The 18,553-nt window shown below is 41.0% G+C and carries 16 protein-coding genes and 1 pseudogene; 7 read left to right on the plus strand and 10 right to left on the minus strand.

The genetic code is table 11. From position 1 onward, the window contains the following. The first annotated feature begins 133 nt into the window (after nucleotides 1-133). On the plus strand, nucleotides 134-1,153 hold the full coding sequence (locus HXT30_RS05065; protein ID WP_119529569.1) for a LacI family DNA-binding transcriptional regulator: 1,020 nt from the start codon (nucleotides 134-136) through the stop codon (nucleotides 1,151-1,153). A gap of 294 nt (nucleotides 1,154-1,447) precedes the next feature. Here the strand turns inward: HXT30_RS05065 and HXT30_RS05070 are convergent, their stop codons facing one another. The 3 genes from HXT30_RS05070 to HXT30_RS05080 all read right to left on the minus strand — a co-directional run bounded on the left by HXT30_RS05070 (nucleotide 1,448) and on the right by HXT30_RS05080 (nucleotide 5,457). Continuing rightward, the gene (locus tag HXT30_RS05070) at nucleotides 1,448-2,791 is read right to left on the minus strand and encodes an ABC transporter substrate-binding protein (RefSeq protein WP_016636342.1); all 1,344 of its coding nucleotides are present in this window, start codon (nucleotides 2,789-2,791) and stop codon (nucleotides 1,448-1,450) included. 272 nt (nucleotides 2,792-3,063) lie between these two features. Further along, nucleotides 3,064-4,473, minus strand: a complete 1,410-nt coding sequence (locus HXT30_RS05075) for an ABC transporter substrate-binding protein (RefSeq protein ID WP_422111452.1) — start codon at nucleotides 4,471-4,473, stop codon at nucleotides 3,064-3,066. A gap of 198 nt (nucleotides 4,474-4,671) precedes the next feature. Beyond that, nucleotides 4,672-5,457: a histidine phosphatase family protein gene (locus HXT30_RS05080; RefSeq protein WP_422111847.1), complete on the minus strand. Its 786-nt coding sequence runs from the start codon at nucleotides 5,455-5,457 to the stop codon at nucleotides 4,672-4,674. A 170-nt stretch (nucleotides 5,458-5,627) separates the two neighbouring features. On the opposite strand from HXT30_RS05080, the gene HXT30_RS05085 reads away from it, so the two are divergent. Further along, nucleotides 5,628-6,464: a nitroreductase family protein gene (locus HXT30_RS05085; RefSeq protein ID WP_422111453.1), complete on the plus strand. Its 837-nt coding sequence runs from the start codon at nucleotides 5,628-5,630 to the stop codon at nucleotides 6,462-6,464. Nucleotides 6,465-6,511: 47 nt separating this feature from the next. Here the strand turns inward: HXT30_RS05085 and HXT30_RS05090 are convergent, their stop codons facing one another. Further along, complete coding sequence (locus tag HXT30_RS05090; protein ID WP_016797389.1) at nucleotides 6,512-6,778, minus strand: hypothetical protein; 267 nt, start codon at nucleotides 6,776-6,778, stop codon at nucleotides 6,512-6,514. Between the two features lie 495 nt (nucleotides 6,779-7,273). Between HXT30_RS05090 and HXT30_RS05095 the strand changes: the two genes are divergently transcribed. Together HXT30_RS05095 and HXT30_RS05100 are read left to right on the plus strand one after the other, a co-directional pair. Further along, complete coding sequence (locus HXT30_RS05095; RefSeq protein ID WP_422111454.1) at nucleotides 7,274-8,803, plus strand: aminotransferase class I/II-fold pyridoxal phosphate-dependent enzyme; 1,530 nt, start codon at nucleotides 7,274-7,276, stop codon at nucleotides 8,801-8,803. A gap of 111 nt (nucleotides 8,804-8,914) precedes the next feature. After that, a complete protein-coding gene (locus HXT30_RS05100; protein WP_422111455.1) occupies nucleotides 8,915-10,177 on the plus strand; it encodes an MFS transporter in 1,263 nt (420 codons plus the stop codon). A gap of 44 nt (nucleotides 10,178-10,221) precedes the next feature. On the opposite strand, the gene HXT30_RS05105 is transcribed toward HXT30_RS05100, so the two are convergent. From HXT30_RS05105 to HXT30_RS05120, 4 genes are read right to left on the minus strand one after another with little or no spacing between them, the layout of a single operon-like run. Continuing rightward, entirely contained in the window at nucleotides 10,222-10,746 is a 525-nt protein-coding gene (locus HXT30_RS05105) for a hypothetical protein (protein ID WP_422111456.1), read from the minus strand. Nucleotides 10,747-10,773: 27 nt separating this feature from the next. Next, nucleotides 10,774-11,985: an ABC transporter permease gene (locus HXT30_RS05110; RefSeq protein ID WP_422111457.1), complete on the minus strand. Its 1,212-nt coding sequence runs from the start codon at nucleotides 11,983-11,985 to the stop codon at nucleotides 10,774-10,776. After that, complete coding sequence (locus HXT30_RS05115; RefSeq protein WP_422111458.1) at nucleotides 11,969-12,679, minus strand: ABC transporter ATP-binding protein; 711 nt, start codon at nucleotides 12,677-12,679, stop codon at nucleotides 11,969-11,971. Before HXT30_RS05115 ends, HXT30_RS05110 begins: the two co-directional genes overlap by 17 nt. Further along, on the minus strand, nucleotides 12,676-13,578 hold the full coding sequence (locus HXT30_RS05120) for an efflux RND transporter periplasmic adaptor subunit (RefSeq protein WP_422111459.1): 903 nt from the start codon (nucleotides 13,576-13,578) through the stop codon (nucleotides 12,676-12,678). Before HXT30_RS05120 ends, HXT30_RS05115 begins: the two co-directional genes overlap by 4 nt. A 475-nt stretch (nucleotides 13,579-14,053) precedes the next feature. On the opposite strand from HXT30_RS05120, the gene HXT30_RS05125 reads away from it, so the two are divergent. From HXT30_RS05125 to HXT30_RS05135, 3 genes are all read left to right on the plus strand, one after another. Next, nucleotides 14,054-14,725 (plus strand): response regulator transcription factor, encoded by a 672-nt coding sequence (locus HXT30_RS05125; RefSeq protein WP_020757017.1) that lies wholly within the window; start codon nucleotides 14,054-14,056, stop codon nucleotides 14,723-14,725. Then, nucleotides 14,722-15,882: a hypothetical protein gene (locus tag HXT30_RS05130; protein ID WP_020757018.1), complete on the plus strand. Its 1,161-nt coding sequence runs from the start codon at nucleotides 14,722-14,724 to the stop codon at nucleotides 15,880-15,882. The genes HXT30_RS05125 and HXT30_RS05130 overlap by 4 nt, the downstream gene beginning before the upstream one ends. A gap of 161 nt (nucleotides 15,883-16,043) precedes the next feature. Continuing rightward, nucleotides 16,044-16,415, plus strand: coding sequence for a hypothetical protein (locus tag HXT30_RS05135; protein WP_004112863.1), 372 nt, complete (start codon nucleotides 16,044-16,046; stop codon nucleotides 16,413-16,415). Between the two features lie 180 nt (nucleotides 16,416-16,595). Here HXT30_RS05135 and HXT30_RS05140 read toward each other — a convergent pair. Both HXT30_RS05140 and HXT30_RS05145 read right to left on the minus strand, forming a co-directional pair. Then, nucleotides 16,596-16,778: pseudogene (locus tag HXT30_RS05140) on the minus strand (XRE family transcriptional regulator); the annotation flags it as partial. A gap of 74 nt (nucleotides 16,779-16,852) precedes the next feature. Then, entirely contained in the window at nucleotides 16,853-18,550 is a 1,698-nt protein-coding gene (locus tag HXT30_RS05145; protein WP_422111460.1) for a bifunctional hydroxymethylpyrimidine kinase/phosphomethylpyrimidine kinase, read from the minus strand. Between the last annotated feature and the right edge of the window lie 3 nt (nucleotides 18,551-18,553).

Consider the following 18,553-nt stretch of genomic DNA (forward strand, 5'->3'; position numbering starts at 1 on the left):
TTGTGTAATGAGCGCAAATAAGCATATGAAAATTCACATATGCCACGTTGCTCATATACTAGCGTTGCGCATATTTTAACAATATTAATGAAGATATTGAGTAAACATTTGCTGCGCGAATAAAGGAGTTCAAATGCCAGCTAATATTCAAGACGTGGCCGATCAGGCGCATGTATCTGTATCTACTGTTTCTAGATCTTTTACGCGCCCAGACTTGGTTTCCGCAGCAACGCGCAACAAAGTATTAGCTATTGCCGAAAAACTAAACTTTTCAATATCTAGGTCTGCAGCAGCACTAAAATCTGGCAGAACACTAAGAGTTGCACTTCTTCTTAGCGACAGCATTCGACTATGGTTTAGCGCGTCGATTATACAAGGCCTAAATCAAGTTCTTCACCCCGCAGGCTACGACCTTTCAATCTTCCAAATATCCAGCAGCCAAGAGCGCACAGAGTTCTTTAGCATGCTGCCTACTCGCCGAAACGCGGACGCTGTAATCGTTTGCTCCTTCGACGTAAACAAGTCGGAAGTTGCTTCCCTAAAGGCCACTGGCGTGCCAGTCTTAGGTATAAACTGCTTGAATCCTATGGATTGCGATTTTGACGCAACAATTAACATAGACGACGATCGAGGCGCGCGACTTATGGCACGTCATCTTATTGGACTAGGGCACAAAAACATTGCCTACATTCGCACAAACCGCGATATTTCACTGCATTTTAGCGTTTTACAGCGCTACCACTCTTTTATTGACGAATGCAAAATCAACGGCATTACGCCTACAGAAATCGTTGCCCCAGAAGGATTAGACAGAATAAGCTCAATCGTCTCTTCGCTTTTAAGCAACGTGAACGTTCCCACGGCAATCGCCTGCCAAGAAGACGGCATAGCAATTCCGCTTATGTTCCAGCTTTCTAGAAGCGGATACAGCACACCTGGAGACGTTTCGATTATTGGTTTTGACGATAGTTTTTATGCTAGAGAAACAGGGCTTACGACTATTCGCCAAGACCCTGCAGAAATGGCAGCAGACGCAGCAAAAATAACTTTGTCTCTGATTAATGGCGATTATTTAAGCGAAGAATGCAAATATATTACCATTCCAGCACAGCTTATAGTTAGATCGAGCACAAGTCAGCTTGAAAACAATTAAGACCATTAGACTAAGGTCATTCTTATTTTAGACTAAGGTTATTCTTACAACAAAGCGATATATCAAGCATATCCTACTCAAGCATATCCTACTCAAGCATATCCTACTCAAGCATATCCCACTCAAACATACCCTACTAAGATAATTCTCAAAACAAAAAGAGCCTCAAACCGTTAGGCTTGAAGCTCTTTTACTTGTCACTAATGCACTGTGCTAATGCAATTACAAAAATGACATATATTAAATTATGAATTTAATAATCCAGTTTTAACCCAATTCTTAGGATCAATCGGATTAATCCTGATCTTCGTGAGTCTGAGCAACTTCCTTAGCCCAATTGTCAACGAAGGCGCTCTTAACCTTATCCCACTTGCCAGTGCCTTGAGCGTACTCAAGCAAAGCGGAGCCAAGATCGTTCTTCCAGTTGTCAGATGGCATCATAGTGAAGTTCCAGCTTACAGGAGTCTTACCAGACTTAGCATCTTCAACAGCAGCAGCAGTCAAAGGATTCTCAGACTTAATATCTGCAAAGCTCTTGAACGGAGTGGTGAAGCCCATCTTCTTAGACATAGCTTCCTTGCCGTAATCAGAGGTAAGAACCCACTTCAAGAAGTCCTTGGTTGCCTTCTTGTTGGCATCCGAAGTCTTCTCGTTAATGCACCAGTAGTTCTCGGAACCAGTAGCCAAGCCTTGCTTTTCTTCGCCCTTAGCACCAATGTAGATTGGGAGCATGCCAAGGTCTTCGGCCTTCATGCCAGCCTTCTGCAAGTCGGTCCAAGCCCAAGTACCATTCTGATAGAACACAGCCTTACCAAGCGAGAACTCGGAGTTTGCATCCTCGCCAGTCTTAGAGCTGAGCTGAGTTGCAGGAGTGGTGGAATCAGTAATGTAAAGATCGAAAATCTTCTTGTAGCCATCAAGGAACGTGCCCTTAATCTTTGCTGGCTGCTTGGTAACCTTGTCTGCCTTGAACTCGTAGTACAGAGGAATGTTTGCAAGGTGAGTCTTAAAGCGCCAATCAGAGCTGGAATCGAAGCCAGCAGAAGTGAATGCGCCATCAACACCAAGTTCACCCTTACGAGCCTGAATGTCGTCTGCAACAGCCTTAAGCTTATCGAAGGAGTTAATCTCTTCAGCAGACTTTACCTTAGCATCCTTAAGCTCCGTGTACTTCTTTAACAAAGCCTTGTTGTAAATCAAGCCGTAAGTTTCCATTGCGTATGGAACGCCAACAACCTTGTCTCCATCCTTAAGAGCAATATCCTTGTTTTGAAGCTGCTTGTAAAGCTCGGTATCCTTAAGATCTGCAGTGTAATCCTTCCAGCTTGCGTAGCCAACAGGACCATTCACCTGGAACAGTGTAGGCGCTTCGTCGCCCTTGCTGATTTCGCTCTTAAGCGACTGCTCGTAAGTGCCAGAAGCAGCGTTCTGAACCTTTACAGGAATGCCAGTCTTCTTGGTGTATTCCTTAGCAACTTCCTTCCACTGATCAGCAGATTCTGGCTTGAAGTTAAGGAAGTAAACCTTGCCCTTATCGGAAGAATCCGAAGAGCTGGAACCACATGCAGCGAGCGCACCGAATGCCATTGCTGAGCAAGCTACAAGCGCAATTGTTGACTTAATTGTACGATTCATCATCGAACCTTTCTCCTATGCCGTCGGCCTACCTTTTGACCGCCGCACCGCTAGGTGCCCTTTCGACAATTTTTATTATGCCTCAAATGCAAAGATATTGCAAACGATAGCATAACCTAAATTAACGCGTGTCGCCATAAAAAATATCACGCACCAATATCTCCAATAAAATTAGCACGTATTTTTGGCAATAATTAAAGGGATTACGCAACAATTTAGCAAACGATTGCGCAATCCCTTAAGGATTATAGTTTAAAACAAATTATTTAATTAAGCTAACTACGCCCATGAGCAATCGCATATTCCTTAGCCCAGCCGTCAACGAACGCGGTTTTAACTTTTGCCCACGCTTCGTTAGCTTCACTAGACTGAACGCCACCATCTTTTGTTGCTTGAGCGTATGTAAGCAAACTAGAGCCAACATCGTCCTTCCAACCGTTAGAAGGCATCATAACAAACTCCCATTTAACAGGTTTTTTGCCATCTTTAGCTGTATATTCGGTAGCAGCCTGAACAAGAGGATTTTCTGCTTCAGGGAAATCTTTGAAAGGAGTAGCAAAGCCCAGCCGCTTAGCTAAAGCATTCTTACCATAATTTGAAGTAAGTAGCCATTTAAGGAAGTCATTAGTTGCCTGCTGATTCTTTGCTGGAGCCTGTTTATTAATGCACCAATAGTTTTCAGAACCAGTAGCCATGCCTTGTTGCTCTTCACCATTAGCGCCAATATAAATTGGTAGCATGCCAACGTCTTCAGATTTTATGCCAGCATTTGCAAGGTCACCCCAAGCCCAAGTACCATTCTGGTAGAACACAGCTTTACCAAGCGCAAACTCATAAACAGCATCTTCGCCAGTTTTAGTGCTTAACTGGTTTACAGGAGTTGTGGAGTCAGAAATATAAAGGTCAAAAATCTTCCTGTAATTATCAACATAACTGTTTTTGATTGAAGCTGGCTGACTTTCAACTTTATCTTCAGTAAACTGGTAGTACAAAGGAATATTTGCAAGGTGGGTCTTGAAGCGCCAGTCAGAGCTGGAATCGAAACCAGCAGAAGTGAAGGCACCATCAACACCAAGCTCATCCTTGCGACTTTGAATATCATCTGCGACTGCTTTCAACTTTTTGAAAGAAGTTATTTGATCTTCAAAAGATTCACCATCTTCTTCCGGACTCAACTTTGAATTATGAAGATCCGCATATCTAGCAAGCAAAGCCTTGTTGTAAATCAAACCGTAATTTTCAGTAACATACGGCACAGCAACAGGCTTACCATTAGCAGTAAGAGCAAGGTCTTTGTTACTAAGCGCCTTATAAAGGGGAGATTTGCTTAAATCAGCAGTGTAATCCTTCCAGTTAGCGTAACCAACAGGACCGTTAATTTGAAATAAGGTTGGCATAGCATCAGGATTTTTAACAGCAGCACGAAGCTCATCTTCGTAATCGCCGCTTTGCGGAGTCTTGACATCTATATAAGCCCCCGGATGAGTTCTTTTATACTCATTAGCAACCTCTACCCAAATATCCTTGCCTTCAGGCTTGAAGTTGAAGAAAATAACCTTCCCGCCATCAGACCTATCGGTATTTGCACCAAAAGACTTAGAAAAGCCAAAAGCAGTAAACGCGCAAGCCGCCAAAACAGCGCAAACAACTAGCGCAATAATCGACTTAACTGAACGACTCATCATCGAACCTTTCCACACACTTACAGGCTTCTTAAAACTACCTAGTTGCTGCTAATAAATTGCTATTGAATACTGAATAAACCACAGTAGTGAATTAATATTACAGCAAATACAAGACTCAAATATATAAATGTATCTGCAATAAAAATTGTGCGAATCACAATAAAATATCTGAAAATATCTGAAATTCTAATCCGTATTTCAGCAATTCCAGCGAACTATTACACGATCTCCCTTATAAGTTCCAAGAGCGCTGTAATGAGCGGTGTCTAGTCGGAGTAAACGCGCCTGCTGTGCATCTACACCAAGCCATCTGGTTGCTAAAATCCTAAGAATGTGCGCGTGAGCTACAATAATCACATCTTTGCCGCTTTTAAGTTTTGGCAAAACAGAGTCGATTATTTTTTGAGTACGATTAGAAACTTCTTGCAAAGATTCGCCATTAGAACGCACGACTTTTACTGTTTCGCCACTTGGAAGAATCTCTTGGCAAGAATCCGACATAAAATCTGGAAGAGCTTTAGGGCCATCCTTCCAAACATCCCATGACTCAACGCCGCTTAGAGCGGACACATCTTTTCTAGTACGCCCCTCTGCACAGCCGTAATCCCACTCGGCAGCATATTCTAGCGGCGTGCAATGCGCAAATCCTGCCAACTGAGCTGTTTGACGAGCACGAACAAGAGGGCTTACAAATTGGCAATCCTCGCTAAAACCGTTTGGAAAAGCTTGACGAATCCTGGCGCCTGCGCTTATAGCTTGATTGCGGCCAACTTGCGTTAGTGGAATATCGGTGCGGCCTGTATGCTGGCCAGATTCACTCCAAGCAGTTTGACCGTGGCGCAAAAGCACTAGTCGCCCTTCGGGCGCTCCCGAACATGTTGCTGGAACATCTTGAATCGCGTACGAATCCGTTGTATCTGTTGCATCCGTTGTGCACAAATCGCCATTAACTTTAATGTCAATATTGTTCAAACCGTTCAGCATACCCAACGCCGCCTTAGCACCACCATTCTTAGCTTGCGCTTGGTGCATTAACGCAAGCATTCATCAAGCGGCTTCGCTGCCAACTTGTTCACTCGTACATTTATAACACTTTTATAACACTTCTACATGCCAATTTCTAATTGGTATTTCGTTGCCATTAATATAAAAACATGACGTCAACTCAAAGCAACGCACAGAACAGCGAGCAAAACAATACGCAAAACAACGCGCAAAATGCGTATGCGAATCAAACTATTCAAACACTTCTTAATCGCAGATCTATACGCGCTTTTAAAAACGAGCCGATTAGCGAAAATATTGTAAAAACGTTGGAAGCAGTAGCACAGCGCGCAGCTTGTAGTCAGTTTTTAAACGATTGGTCGGCTATTAAAATCACTAGCAAAAATCTTAAACAAAAGCTTTCCGAACTTGGAAATCAAACTTATATAGCCACAGCGCCACTTTTGTACGTATTCGTTATTGATCAGCACAGAAACGCTGCTATAGCGCGCAAAAATGGCATTGATGCAGACGGAAACGATTTTACTTTTAAAACAGGCTACAGATTCTCGCAATCACAGAACGATGCAATTCTTGCACTGCACGCTATGGAAACAGCAGCAGAATCGCTTGGACTCGGTTGCGTAATTCTTGGTTCAATTTTGAATAATATTCCAGATTTAATTGAACTTTTGAAGTTGCCAAAATACACGTATCCAGTACTTGGGCTTGCGATTGGCAAGCCAGACCAAAGCCCAGAGTTAAAGCCGCGCATGGATTCAAGCATGCAATTCTTTGAAAATGAATACCCTGGCAGCGATGATGTTTTGCCTGAAAAACTTGCAGAATTCGATGAAAGAGTGCATAAATACTACGATTTACGTAATGCAGATAGGCCAGTGGATGCTTTCAGCGCACAAATCGCAAAGCTTGCTGTAGATTCTGGCGCTAAAAACCATAGTTGCGAATCGCAGCTTAATGCGCAAGGATTTACTTTTAAGTACTGATTTATTGATTTGCTGATTTTTAGTGTTAATTATTTAACATCAATTATTTAGCGTATACGCGGCTTATATCCGCGTTTTCTAGACTTAGGTTTGGTTGTTTCAAACCGCGAGCGCATATCGCAATACTTACGAATCGCAGGATTTGAATGCGTTAAATGCCAACTTCCACAATAATCGCATTTATAAACCCACAGCTTTGCTCCGCGTTCCGTAAAACTTTTATCCGCTGCAATAAGAGCCTGCCCTTTGTTGGCATACATTATTTTTTGAGTAGATTCACATCTGCGCGGAGTAAAGAAATACATGTAACCCATAGTATCACCGCAACAAACTGCGATGATTCGCAACTTTATGTAGTGCGATTGTACCGAATTTTGGCGTGTCATGTCGCTCGCGCAGATTAGCTGCGCTCACGTCTTCGCTTGCGTTGAAAGCACACTGTGCTTTCAACTTTGAGCAAGCTCAGCGCTCCGAATTGCCTTCTCGCGCTACGCTTTAAGCGCGAAGGCAGGTCGGAGCGCACTACAAAACTGCTGCTTTCGCAAACAATCTCATGTAACTAAATCAAAATAAGTTCAATTTAATGTCTTTTTAGTTCAATTCTTAATTATTGCTCAGCCAGAATTTGGTCAAAATTCAAAATAAATTCAATTTTATGCTTGCAAAATGCTTTTTTATGCGTAAAATTGTCTTTTAATCGCCTCAAAGTTCAATTTATAGCTTCTATTTTGAACTTTGTTGTCAGTTTGTTCAATTTAAGAATGCTGATTTTATGAGCTTCTATAAAATGGCATAAAGAAAGACGGATTATGGCACAGAATTTTGCAAACGACCTTAAAAAGGCCATGAAAATCAAGGGATACAAGCAGATTGATGTAATCGAGCTTGCAGCAAAAAACGGCCATAAACTTGGCAAAAGTCAATTAAGCCAGTATTTAAGCGGCAAAACTGAGCCGCGCAAAGACGTGCGAGATATGCTTGCACAAATTCTTGAAATTAGCGACTACGGAATCAAAGGTGGGCATTCCTGCGCAAAAACCGCGCAAAAGTCGCAAGCAGATTGCAGCGATCAGCACGAGGAAAATCGCCCATTAACAGAAGATGAGCTTTCTGAAGCACTCAAAAATAGAAACTTCAACAAATCCACCAAACTTGAGCACGTGCTCTACGACGTTCGCGGCCCTGTTGTAGAAGAAGCAAACCGCATGGAAGCAAACGGAACGCATATTTTAAAGCTCAACATTGGAAATCCTGCGCCTTTTGGCTTCCGCGCTCCAGACGAAGTGATTTACGATATGCAACAGCAGCTTATTGACTGCGAAGGCTACTCGGATAGCCGCGGACTTTTCTCTGCGCGCAAAGCAATTATGCAATACGACCAGCTTAAGGGTATTCCAGGCGTACAAATGGAAGATATTTACACTGGAAACGGCGTTTCCGAGCTGATTAATCTTTCTATGCAAGCGTTGCTTGATTGCGGCGACGAGATTCTTATACCAAGCCCAGACTATCCTCTGTGGACCGCGTGCGCGAGCCTGGCTGGCGGCACTCCTGTGCACTACATGTGTGACGAAAAGTCGCATTGGTACCCAGATATTGCCGACATTCGCTCTAAAATCACGCCTCGCACTAAAGCAATCGTGATTATTAACCCGAATAATCCCACGGGCGTGCTGTATAGTCGCGAAATTTTGGAAGAGATTGTTAAGGTTGCGCGCGAGTTTAATTTGATTATTTTTGCGGACGAGATTTACGACCGTCTTGTTATGGACGGCAAGAAGCATATTTCGATTGCTTCTCTCGCTCCAGACGTGTTCTGCGTAACTTTCAGCGGACTTTCTAAGTCGCATATGATTGCTGGCTTCCGCATTGGTTGGATGAGCCTTTCAGGAGATAAATCCAAGGCTCGCGACTACATTATGGGACTTAACATGCTGTCTAATATGCGATTGTGCTCGAACGTTCCTGCGCAATCAATTATTCAGACTGCTTTGGGCGGATACCAAAGTGTTGAAAAGTATTTGGAGCCGGGCGGTCGCGTGTATGAGCAGCGCGAGTACTGCTACAACGCACTTCAGGAGATGGATGGCGTAAGCGTTGAGCGGCCAGACGCTGCTTTCTACATGTTTGTAAAGCTCGATCCTGCTCGCTACAACATTCACGACGACGAACAGTTTGCGCTTGATTTGCTGCGCGATCAGAAGTTGCTGATTGTGCACGGAAAAGGCTTTAATTGGCAGACTCCAGGCTACTTCCGCGTAGTCTACTTGCCGCGCTTGCAAACGCTTCGCGACGCAATGGGCAAACTCTCCAGCTTCCTCTCCTACTATCGCCAGTAGCCGCAACTACTGCCCATAACACTCATTTCGCTCACAGTCCAGAAAAAGGTGTATATCAAAAGGCATATATCATTCAGAATATGAAAGAAAGAAAAGTAAGAAGAGTAAGCAATGAACGCTGCAGCACGAGTACGATCGGGTTTGATTATATCCGTTTTATCGCTTAATGCTTTTCTTTTAACAAGCTGCAGATTTGGCGTAAGCCTATATCTTTTAATACATGTCGACTTATCTCACGCAGCGCTTAACGCGGTTTCCGTAGCACTTATGACCTGCATAGCAGCACCGCTTGGCGGCATTATTGCAGATAAATATCCACCAACTAGATTGTTTATAGCGCTAACGTTTTGTTTTGCCTTGTTGTGTACTGGATACGGTTTCGCTTTAGTAGCACAGCATAATCTTATTGCTATTACGGTTACGCTACTCGGCATAATATTCGGGTTCTTTACTGCATTTTCTTCGCCTAATCAAAAAGTATTGATGGCATATAGCGTACCAACTGGCGAAAAAACCAAGTTTTTAGCAAGCATGCGTATGTGGATTAATCTCAGCAGGCTTGCTGCACCTGCAATCACTGGCATATTTGTTGATATATGTAATCCGCTCATTTTCTTTACGAGCATTGCTATTGTGATGATATTAGCGGCGCTACCTCTACTGTTAGTTAATCTAAACCAGCAAGCACAAAATAGCTCAAACAATACGAAAACAGGAAGCAATAAAACTGCTGGTTTTGCAGCTTCTCTACACTATATGAAATCTACACCATGGTTAATAGTCTTAGGAGTAGTATCAGCATTACAATCAGGCTCATGGCTTGCTGCATTCAGACTAATGGGAGCACACCATTGTCTCACACTTTTTCATTCGGCATCCACGTGGGGTTCAATAGTCAGCATATTTAACATTGGCATGATTGTAGGTTCGCTATTATGCAAATACATTGTGCTGCATTATGAGATTTTATACTCTATTTTATTACCTGGATTCCTTTCTATTCCTTTACTTATTTTCGCACTTAATAACTGGATTGCTCTTTTTCTTTGCTCTGCTTTCATTGCAGGTATTATTTTTGACGCAACTATTGTCTATGGGCAAACAGCTCTTCTCGATGGCATACCAACACACATTCTCGGCGCGACTACTACTTTTACTTCTATTATGGAGCAATGCGGCATTATCGTAGGGTATGCAAGCGTACTAGCATGGGGAAATCTAAATTCATCATTATTCATAATGATTGCTTCTGGCGTAATACTTGTTTCAACAGGTATAGCCTTATGGATTATTCAAGCTCGTAGACAAACATACCCATCAATGCTTACCAAAGATTATTGGACACCATCAACATGGGTAAAAAGAAGCATATAACAAGCTATTTAGTGCAAAAACGCAATAAAGCCATACAAATGCAATTACATCACAGGACAATTAGTTTGCACATCCTGTTGGAATCCTGACGGATCTCCCAGTTTTGCTTTACGCATGTGCTCTTTGAAAAAGTTTCGCGTTGCATCATCACAACGATCTGGACCCATAAACGGCATGCTAGGCACTTTTTCAAGCTCATGCAAAGCTTTACTTGCCGCTTGTTCATCACTAGCATACGTGTCTAACCATTGCCGCTCCCAAGCACACTGATAATAATTAGATGCTTGCGTATCACCATATCCACTCTGGAACTGGCTGTCTTTTTCTTCTCCAACCAAGTTTGCAGGAGCTTTATATTTTTCAGGCCAACTAAGCTTTGCAACGGACTCCTGGTATTCCTTCTCTATATGAGCAAAATCAACAGTCTCTCTAGGTGAACTATTTTGCGAGCGCACACCACCCATACCACTCGCATTATTGTTGCCTATTCCTCCACACGCATTAAACATAAGAAGCGCACTAAGCACACCAACAATAAGAGTTGCTTTACCAATAGTATGATTATTCATTATTCCTTCTTTCTTATTTTTTGAAAATTAACGCAATGCTAATGCTGGTTGTAAACGCGATGCTTTTATTGCCGGCACCACACTTCCAGCAAGCGCTGTAATAAAAGCCGCAATAACAGCTCCAATAGCGGCTTCATACGGGTAAACTGGCGGACTAACTGGGCTTGCTGCATCCCAAAAACTTGATGCTATAGACACAAGGCCAAAAGAAACAGCAACAGCAGCAATCGAAACTATCAGCGCTAAAATAATCGCACTGCCTAACACGAGTGAAGCAATCGACCATCTAGTAGCACCCAAAGCTCTGCGTATAAGCAGTTCATGTGTGCGCTGCTCCAACGATGCTAAACCAATATTGATTAAACCTAGCGCGGAAACAAAAAGCAATAATGCTGCTACTATAGCAAAACTTAATTGCAATACTGTTATAACATTCTCGTAATCATCACTATTATCATGTCTTCTAATTTCGTTTACTTGTCCACCACAACAGTCGTAAAGAGCATCTGAAACATAAGATTTAATTGATTTTTGAGAACGATTTTCTTTATTCAACCAGTAGATTGAGCCTTGAGCTTCTTTTCCAGAATATTCCCAAAGAGTTGGAGCGTAACGTAATAATCCTAGAATATTCACGTATACTTTTGCTGAGTCTACTCCATCGTTCACAACTCCAACAATCCTTATAGGACTCATTTGTGTTGTTTTGCGAGAAGTAATAAATGCTACTTCACCAATCTTGTATCTTTTGCTGGCAGATTGGTTTACTACCATTTCTAATGCGTTGCTTTTATCGCTATTACTAAACCATCTTCCACTTACAATAGGTAAGTTATAAACTTTGTTGTATCCTGCCGTAGTGTAAACAGCGTCAACATATTGAAGATTGCCAGTCTTATATTCTTTGCTTATTTTTACACTCTTAGAGGCTGGCATAGAAGTGCTAAACAGTAGTCCAGTGTTTGGTTGTAGCATAACGTTAGCATTACGGTTTGCGGATTCAATGCGATTTAAGAATTTGTCAAATACTGAATATTCGTCAAAATTTTGTGCTGAAAAAGTAATCTCGTATGTTGGCCTACGACCATTTAGCTGTTCGTTAGTTGCAATAAGATAGTCCTTACCAACAGTGCCTATAAGCACTGACGCAATAACGGCAATGATGCCTATAAACATTGAAAAACCTGTGAGGAAGGATCTCATAGGAGACAGGCGCAAATCTTTAAGCAGCATGATCATAAAGAACACCACCTTCCATAGTAAAAATGTGAGAGCAAGAACGAGCCACTTTCATATCATGAGTGACTAATAGTAATGTTGTTCCAGATTCTTGAACACGATCATGCAACACTTGAAGCACTTTTTCTCCCGTACTACTATCGAGCGCACCAGTTGGCTCATCGCAAATAAGTAATTCGGGATTAGTGACGAGAGCACGCGCTATCGCGACTCTCTGCTGTTCACCGCCTGATAGCCTTCCAGGGTATTCGTTTAGTTTATCTTGCAATCCAACATCACATAATGCTTCTTCTATCGTTTTTCTTCTTGTCTGCTTGCTTTGTTGTAGTCCTGCGTATAAAAGCGGCAACTCAACATTTTCTCTAATACTTAAATGCTTAATGAGAGAATAGTTTTGGAAAACAAAACCAATATTTCTAGCACGCATATTCGATACTGTACTATCACTACACTTTTGGATTGACTTGCCAGAATAATAGTATTTTCCAGTAAAATTTTTATTCAAAAATCCAATAATAGAAATAAGACTTGTTTTGCCAGATCCAGACCTGCCAACTACCGCGTATGTTTCACCTTGATTAAGTAACATAGAAGCAGAGTTAACAGTGGTAAGCCATTCGCCATTGCCTAGTTTTACACGCGCTGACACGTCTTGTAGTTCAACCAGCGGAACAGTATTGTTCTCCATAATCATTGCACTCCTGGAATGAGATCAGGAGAAACACCTGCTACAACATCACCCTCATGCAAACCAGACGTAATTTCAATATTAGCGCCGTCACTGATTCCAAGACCAACTTCTTTGCGCTCCCAATTATCGCCTTTCTTGTATGAGACTAAGCCTTTTTGGACTCTTCCAGCAACCGCACTAACGGGCAGTGTTAGAACTGATTGTTTATGCTTGCCATTAAAAACAAGCGTCGCATTTTGACCTGATTCTACTTCTGCGCTTTTATCTATTAAACACGTTAAAACTTTTGACGATACACTAGGTGTACTTTGCGCACTCGACTCATCTGTTTGAGTCGAATCAGCACTATCATTCTTGCTACTACCCGAGGCTGCAATATCGGTAGAAGTTCCACCGCTTTGTACTATTTGCAAACAATTGGTTGGCCCAACACCATCTTCAACTTGGAAGCGACCTTTAACATCTGCAATATCCGCAGAACGAAGTAAAGCTTTTGCATTAAGGCTTATTGAAAAACCTTCATATTTAAGAGTGAATAGTGGGAAAGATTTAGGCACGTCCGCAGATGATTCAGCTACTAACACAACTTTAGCGTCTACGGGAGCAATAATTTTGTTACCAGCATTGTAGCCTAGAACACTTCCAGCTTTTACAGTACTGCCTGCTTTTACCGATGGAGAAAAATTCCCTCTACTTACAGCAGTGATAACAAAGGTAGACGATTGTTCTATTGCTGCTTTACCCGACACAACTTGTGTTAAAGGCTGTTTTTTGACTGAAACAAGTGGAACTGAATCGTGTTGTGCCTGCTGCTGACTATTATCAACTGCTCTACCAGAGCATGCAGTAAGCAAACACACTGGCAGAGCAGCAAGCAAGAGTACTTTCGTAAACTTACGCATAACACAAATCTCCTTACTCGCCAAACTCGTAGACACATAGTATGCGTCGAAACAAGCCTCTCAAACTGATCCAAAATAAATAAAGTGCCTGATAATGCTACGATTAACGCTTTTATGATTGACACTTTATTGAGGAGTTCAGCTTTTGCTTAATAGCCTATAAGCGCCGTAAAGAGTTTGCATCACACTAAATGATGATTTTATTTATGATTCTTGGAACTTGCGTAATACCAGAGAATGATTTGTTCTGCATAGAGTTTATACACTACTAAGCAACTTGCTTGCGCATATCCTCAACCACATTGATTTGAATCACTAAGCTTTAAGCGAGCTTATTCGCTGCGGAGTAACCCCCGTAAGCTCCAAGCAACTACTTTTATACAATCTGCTTTGTAAAGGTTTTCATAGACAAGATATTCATCATACAAATTCAAGTACTATTATTACTTAAATAATGCTTTTCTAAAGGAGCAATATGATAGCAAAGCATATTACTGTTGGCATTGTTGATGATGATTGTTTTTGTCTACACGGCCTAAAAACATATATTGAACAGGTTGTTCCGTCCTGCAGTATTTGCTGGTTATCCGCGTACGCCGATCAAGCAATTCAGTTTTGTCAAAATCAATGCCCAGACGTGCTACTAATTGACATGTATATGTCTGGTGTTTCGGGAATTAAAATATTATACGAATTGCGAAGAAGATACTCACTCCCAATAATAATTGCTATAACTTCATTCCCTATCAACGATTATGCTTTAAAAGCATCAACAGCAGGCGCGCAAGGCATTGTTGGAAAGAACCACCCAGAAACTATTTGCGCCATGCTTAGCAGTATTGCCCATGGCACATTCAAGCCACAAATAATAGGCGATCTTCATTTTGACGACACGACGACAGCATTTCAACGTTTGCAAAATAAACCAAAAAATGGACGCCTTGCTTTAACGGATCATGAGACTGAAATTGTAAAGCTGTGCAGTAAAGGAATGACTAATGCGCAAATCGCTAAACGTTTATTTGTTGAAACTTGTACTGTGGAAACTATCCTTCGTCGCGTATTCAAAAAATTGAATGTGACAAATCGTTCACAACTTATTACTACATGGCTGCATGATGAATATTTAGGAAATGATACACAATGATTATTTTCTTAATGCGTCGTTTACGAGAAAAGCTTATTGACAATAAAACATTTTTACTATTGGGATGTTTGTCGAGCGCAATGGATGCATATATTTACTCAAATAGCGACAATAGCACAATACAACTTGTTATAGTTTACATGATTCTTGCTGCTATAAATCTGTTTCTTTGCTTGCTCCCGCATTTTATGAGCATGTGCTATATTTTTGTACACCTCAGCATTCTTGTTATTCCTAGTCTGAATCTTCCACCAGTAACTTTCGGGCTCATCATATCATTTGTTTTTATTTCGTATTTATATCCGATTCAATTTACACTACCTTTATTCTTAGTAATAGATGCATTACACTACGTTGCATACCGATACCTATCAACTTTATCTTTCAAGTATCTTATTGCTTACCTTTTAATAAATATATTTTGCGTTTGCACTGGTATTATTTTGCGCATTTCTCACCAAAAAATGGTTCTTTATGAAAAAGATAAGCAAACAATTAATAATCTTCATCTGGCTGTGCGAATGCACGATAGATTAACTAATAAGATTGCAGATATTGCACTACAAAGTAAAATAGCATTACTTGACAAGTCTATTTCTAAAAAGCAGCGAGAAGCTATTGAGGCAATAAATGATTTGGCAGATCAGGCTTTTGAAGAAGGACATAATATTATCGACATTCTACGCGGAAATACTGCTAAGCAAGATGCTCGAAGCGAGTTCATTCAGCACATTGAAGATACGCTACAAATGAACGACTCAATCAATACATCTTGTGGATTAAAAGGAAGATCAATATGCAATATATCTAGTAACGATATTCCTGAAGACATTAGCAATGAAATCATCTGTGAAGTTATTGAATTAATCGAAGAACTATATTTGAACATGCGAAAATATGCTTCTTTAGTTTATTACATCAGAATTTCGATACGTAAAAAACAAATTGTTATAAAACAGTTCAATGTTAGATTTTTGGGCGGGAAAAGTAAAGATGCAATTCGCTCAGTATCTCAAAAAGGACTTCTACTTCATCGCGATACCATAAAGCATTTAGGCGGTTCACTCTATTTTCGAGCCTTTGGTAAGTATTGGGAATGTAATGCAGTGATACCTTTAAAAAATAAACATAACTATATAGATAGTATGCATTACTGATTCAGTTTAAAAGATTAATGAATCTTAAGCAGTTTTAGATAGTAATTATTTGTAAAGGTTTTCCTAGACAAGATATTGTTTACCTTTTAGCACGCCATTAATTTATAAGTTGTAAAGGTTTGATATACACAATTATTTTCTTGTATTAGAAGGAGAAGAATATGAGTAATTTAGAAGATACAAAAGCACAAATTCCATCCGTATTTTGGACAATAGCCAATGGTGTATTTCTTGCTAGCGGAATTGCGCTGATTGTAATGCGTAATGATTATCTATGGGGAGTACCTCAAATTATCGCTGGATTATTTGGTCTTGCAACCATGTTTCTCATTAAAAAACCGTGGTGCGCGCAACTATATTTTATAGTATCTTCACTAGCCGTAATAGCAAATGGGCTTATGGAAATATTCGGCATAATCCACGGATCTGGATACGGTTATGTTCCGCTGATTATTGGCATAATTGTGCTTTTATTTATAGGCCTTGACAAGGATGAAAGTTCAAAAGCTCTTGGAATTGCCAAGAATAAATAAAAGCATTAGACTGCGATTTTAACTTAAAAAAATATCGCAATTTTCAAAGGTCAAGCTGTAGCCATGTATCCTACGGCTTGGCCTTTGACTATTTATCTGTTAATGATTTATTTTGCATAGAGTTTATACGTTACTGAACAATTTATTTGCACATAATCTCAACCATATTGCATTAAGTTACTAAGCTTTAAGCGAACTTATTCGCTGCGGAGTAACCCCAGTAAGCTCTGCAACATCACGAACCGTCAATCCCTGATTCCTTAGTATACGAACCGTTTCACGCATAAGCATAGATGCTTCTTGCTGAGTTTTTATAGCTGCAGATTTTGCATCTAGCATGCGCTGACGCTTTGACTCATCTTCAAATCTTCTAGATTTTGTTAATAAAGACGAAGTCAATGCATCAGCGCTATCAAGCTATCAAGCTGTCAAACCATCTACCTCAATGCTCTATGAGCTTGATTAAAGAATTCATACTCGTAAATGCATGAAGTCATATATGCTTGAGCAGCAAGAATTCGAGCCTTTGGTCCAGCTTCTTCAAAAGCTCTCTCAACAAATTTAACTGCCATTCTTACACCTGACTCAAAATCATGAGAAGAATACATTGAAATCCAATCATAATATGGGTTTTCAGGAGTATTATTTTTGACTAAAATTTGCCCCACTTCTTCATAAAGCCAATAGCATGGCAATATGGACGCAGCTCCAATCACGTAGTCTTCGGCCATTGTAGAAGCAAGTAAGTGATTTACGTAAGCTAACGTTACTGGAGAGCAAGGCGCATCAATGCTTATATTTCTGCTTCCAAGCCAATCTCTGTGCAACTGCGATTCTGCTTCTATACACATAGCTGCACCCGTAGCCCAATGCACTCCAGCTTCATTATCTGGCGTTTTAGCTCCAACAGCAGCTAGCGCACGCGAATAACGCTTCAAGTATTCGGAATCTTGACTTATGTAGAAAGCAAACAAGTCGGAGTCAAGCGTTCCATTACCTAAAGCCTTAATAAATGGCATTTTCATAATGTTGTTATCAACATCTGCACTAGCATCCCATAACGCTTGAGTCCAAGGGCCACAAGGCTCCACATTTGGCTTTCTAGCCTTGCTATGAGCTTTTACGACTACGCTTTGTGGAGTTAATCCGTCTAAGCCATTAGTTTGCATATGCTCCCAAGGAGTTGACGAAGAATCTAATTCCAAACGATAATTACGAGCCGCATGGTTCACAGGCCCATGACCTTTGCCAACATGCAAATCTTTACCGCAAGCAATAGCTTCGTTAAGCCATCTTGACGACCATGCTAAAGCATCCGCTACTGTACTGTAATCGCTTAGCTGCTTTCCTTCGCGCAACGCTAATCCTATGCGCGTAGCAAGCGAAGAAGATAGCGAGCAGCCAGTGCCATGCGTTGTTGTTGTATCAACTCGAGGGCAAGGAATGTGCACTCTGTGGCCATCTGGGAACACAACAGTATTACCAGCATCTTCGTTTGTTAAGTGGCCGCCTTTAACAATAACAATAGTATTGTTTTTTGCACTCCACTCGCTTGCTTGAGCATAAGCTTCTTCAAAATTAGATGCAGGCTGTTTATCGCATAATACTGCGAGCTCAGGTATGTTTGGCGTAATAACATCCGCAAGAGGCGCAAACTCACGCATTGCATCTTCTGCAGACTTTTCAAGCAACCTATCTCCCGAAGTTGCTACCATCACTGGGTCTAACACAACAACAGGAACAGGATGATTCTTAAGCCAATCTTGAACTAGACTAATATATGATTTATCTCCAAGCATGCCGATTTTTACAGCATCAATAGTTACGTCATCAAATACTGCTTCTAATTGCGCTTGCAAAAAGTCGGTTGGAGGAGTGTAAACTTCGCGCACACCGCAAGTGTTTTGAGCAACCAAATTAGTTGTTACACACATTGCGAATCCATGAGATGCTGTGATTGATTTTAGATCAGCTTGAATTCCAGCTCCACCTGTTGGATCAGTTCCAGCAATGCTTAGTACGCGTGGAATAATCGGGTCTTCTAAAGATGGCAAAGAAGATGACCTTAGGCTTGAATCATATAATTTAGAAATTGATTGCAAAGGTGCTTGAGTTTGCGAAAATTGATTATTCATTAT

This window comes from Gardnerella sp. DNF00571G, assembly GCF_049262695.1.
In the GTDB taxonomy this organism is placed as follows: domain Bacteria; phylum Actinomycetota; class Actinomycetes; order Actinomycetales; family Bifidobacteriaceae; genus Bifidobacterium; species Bifidobacterium piotii.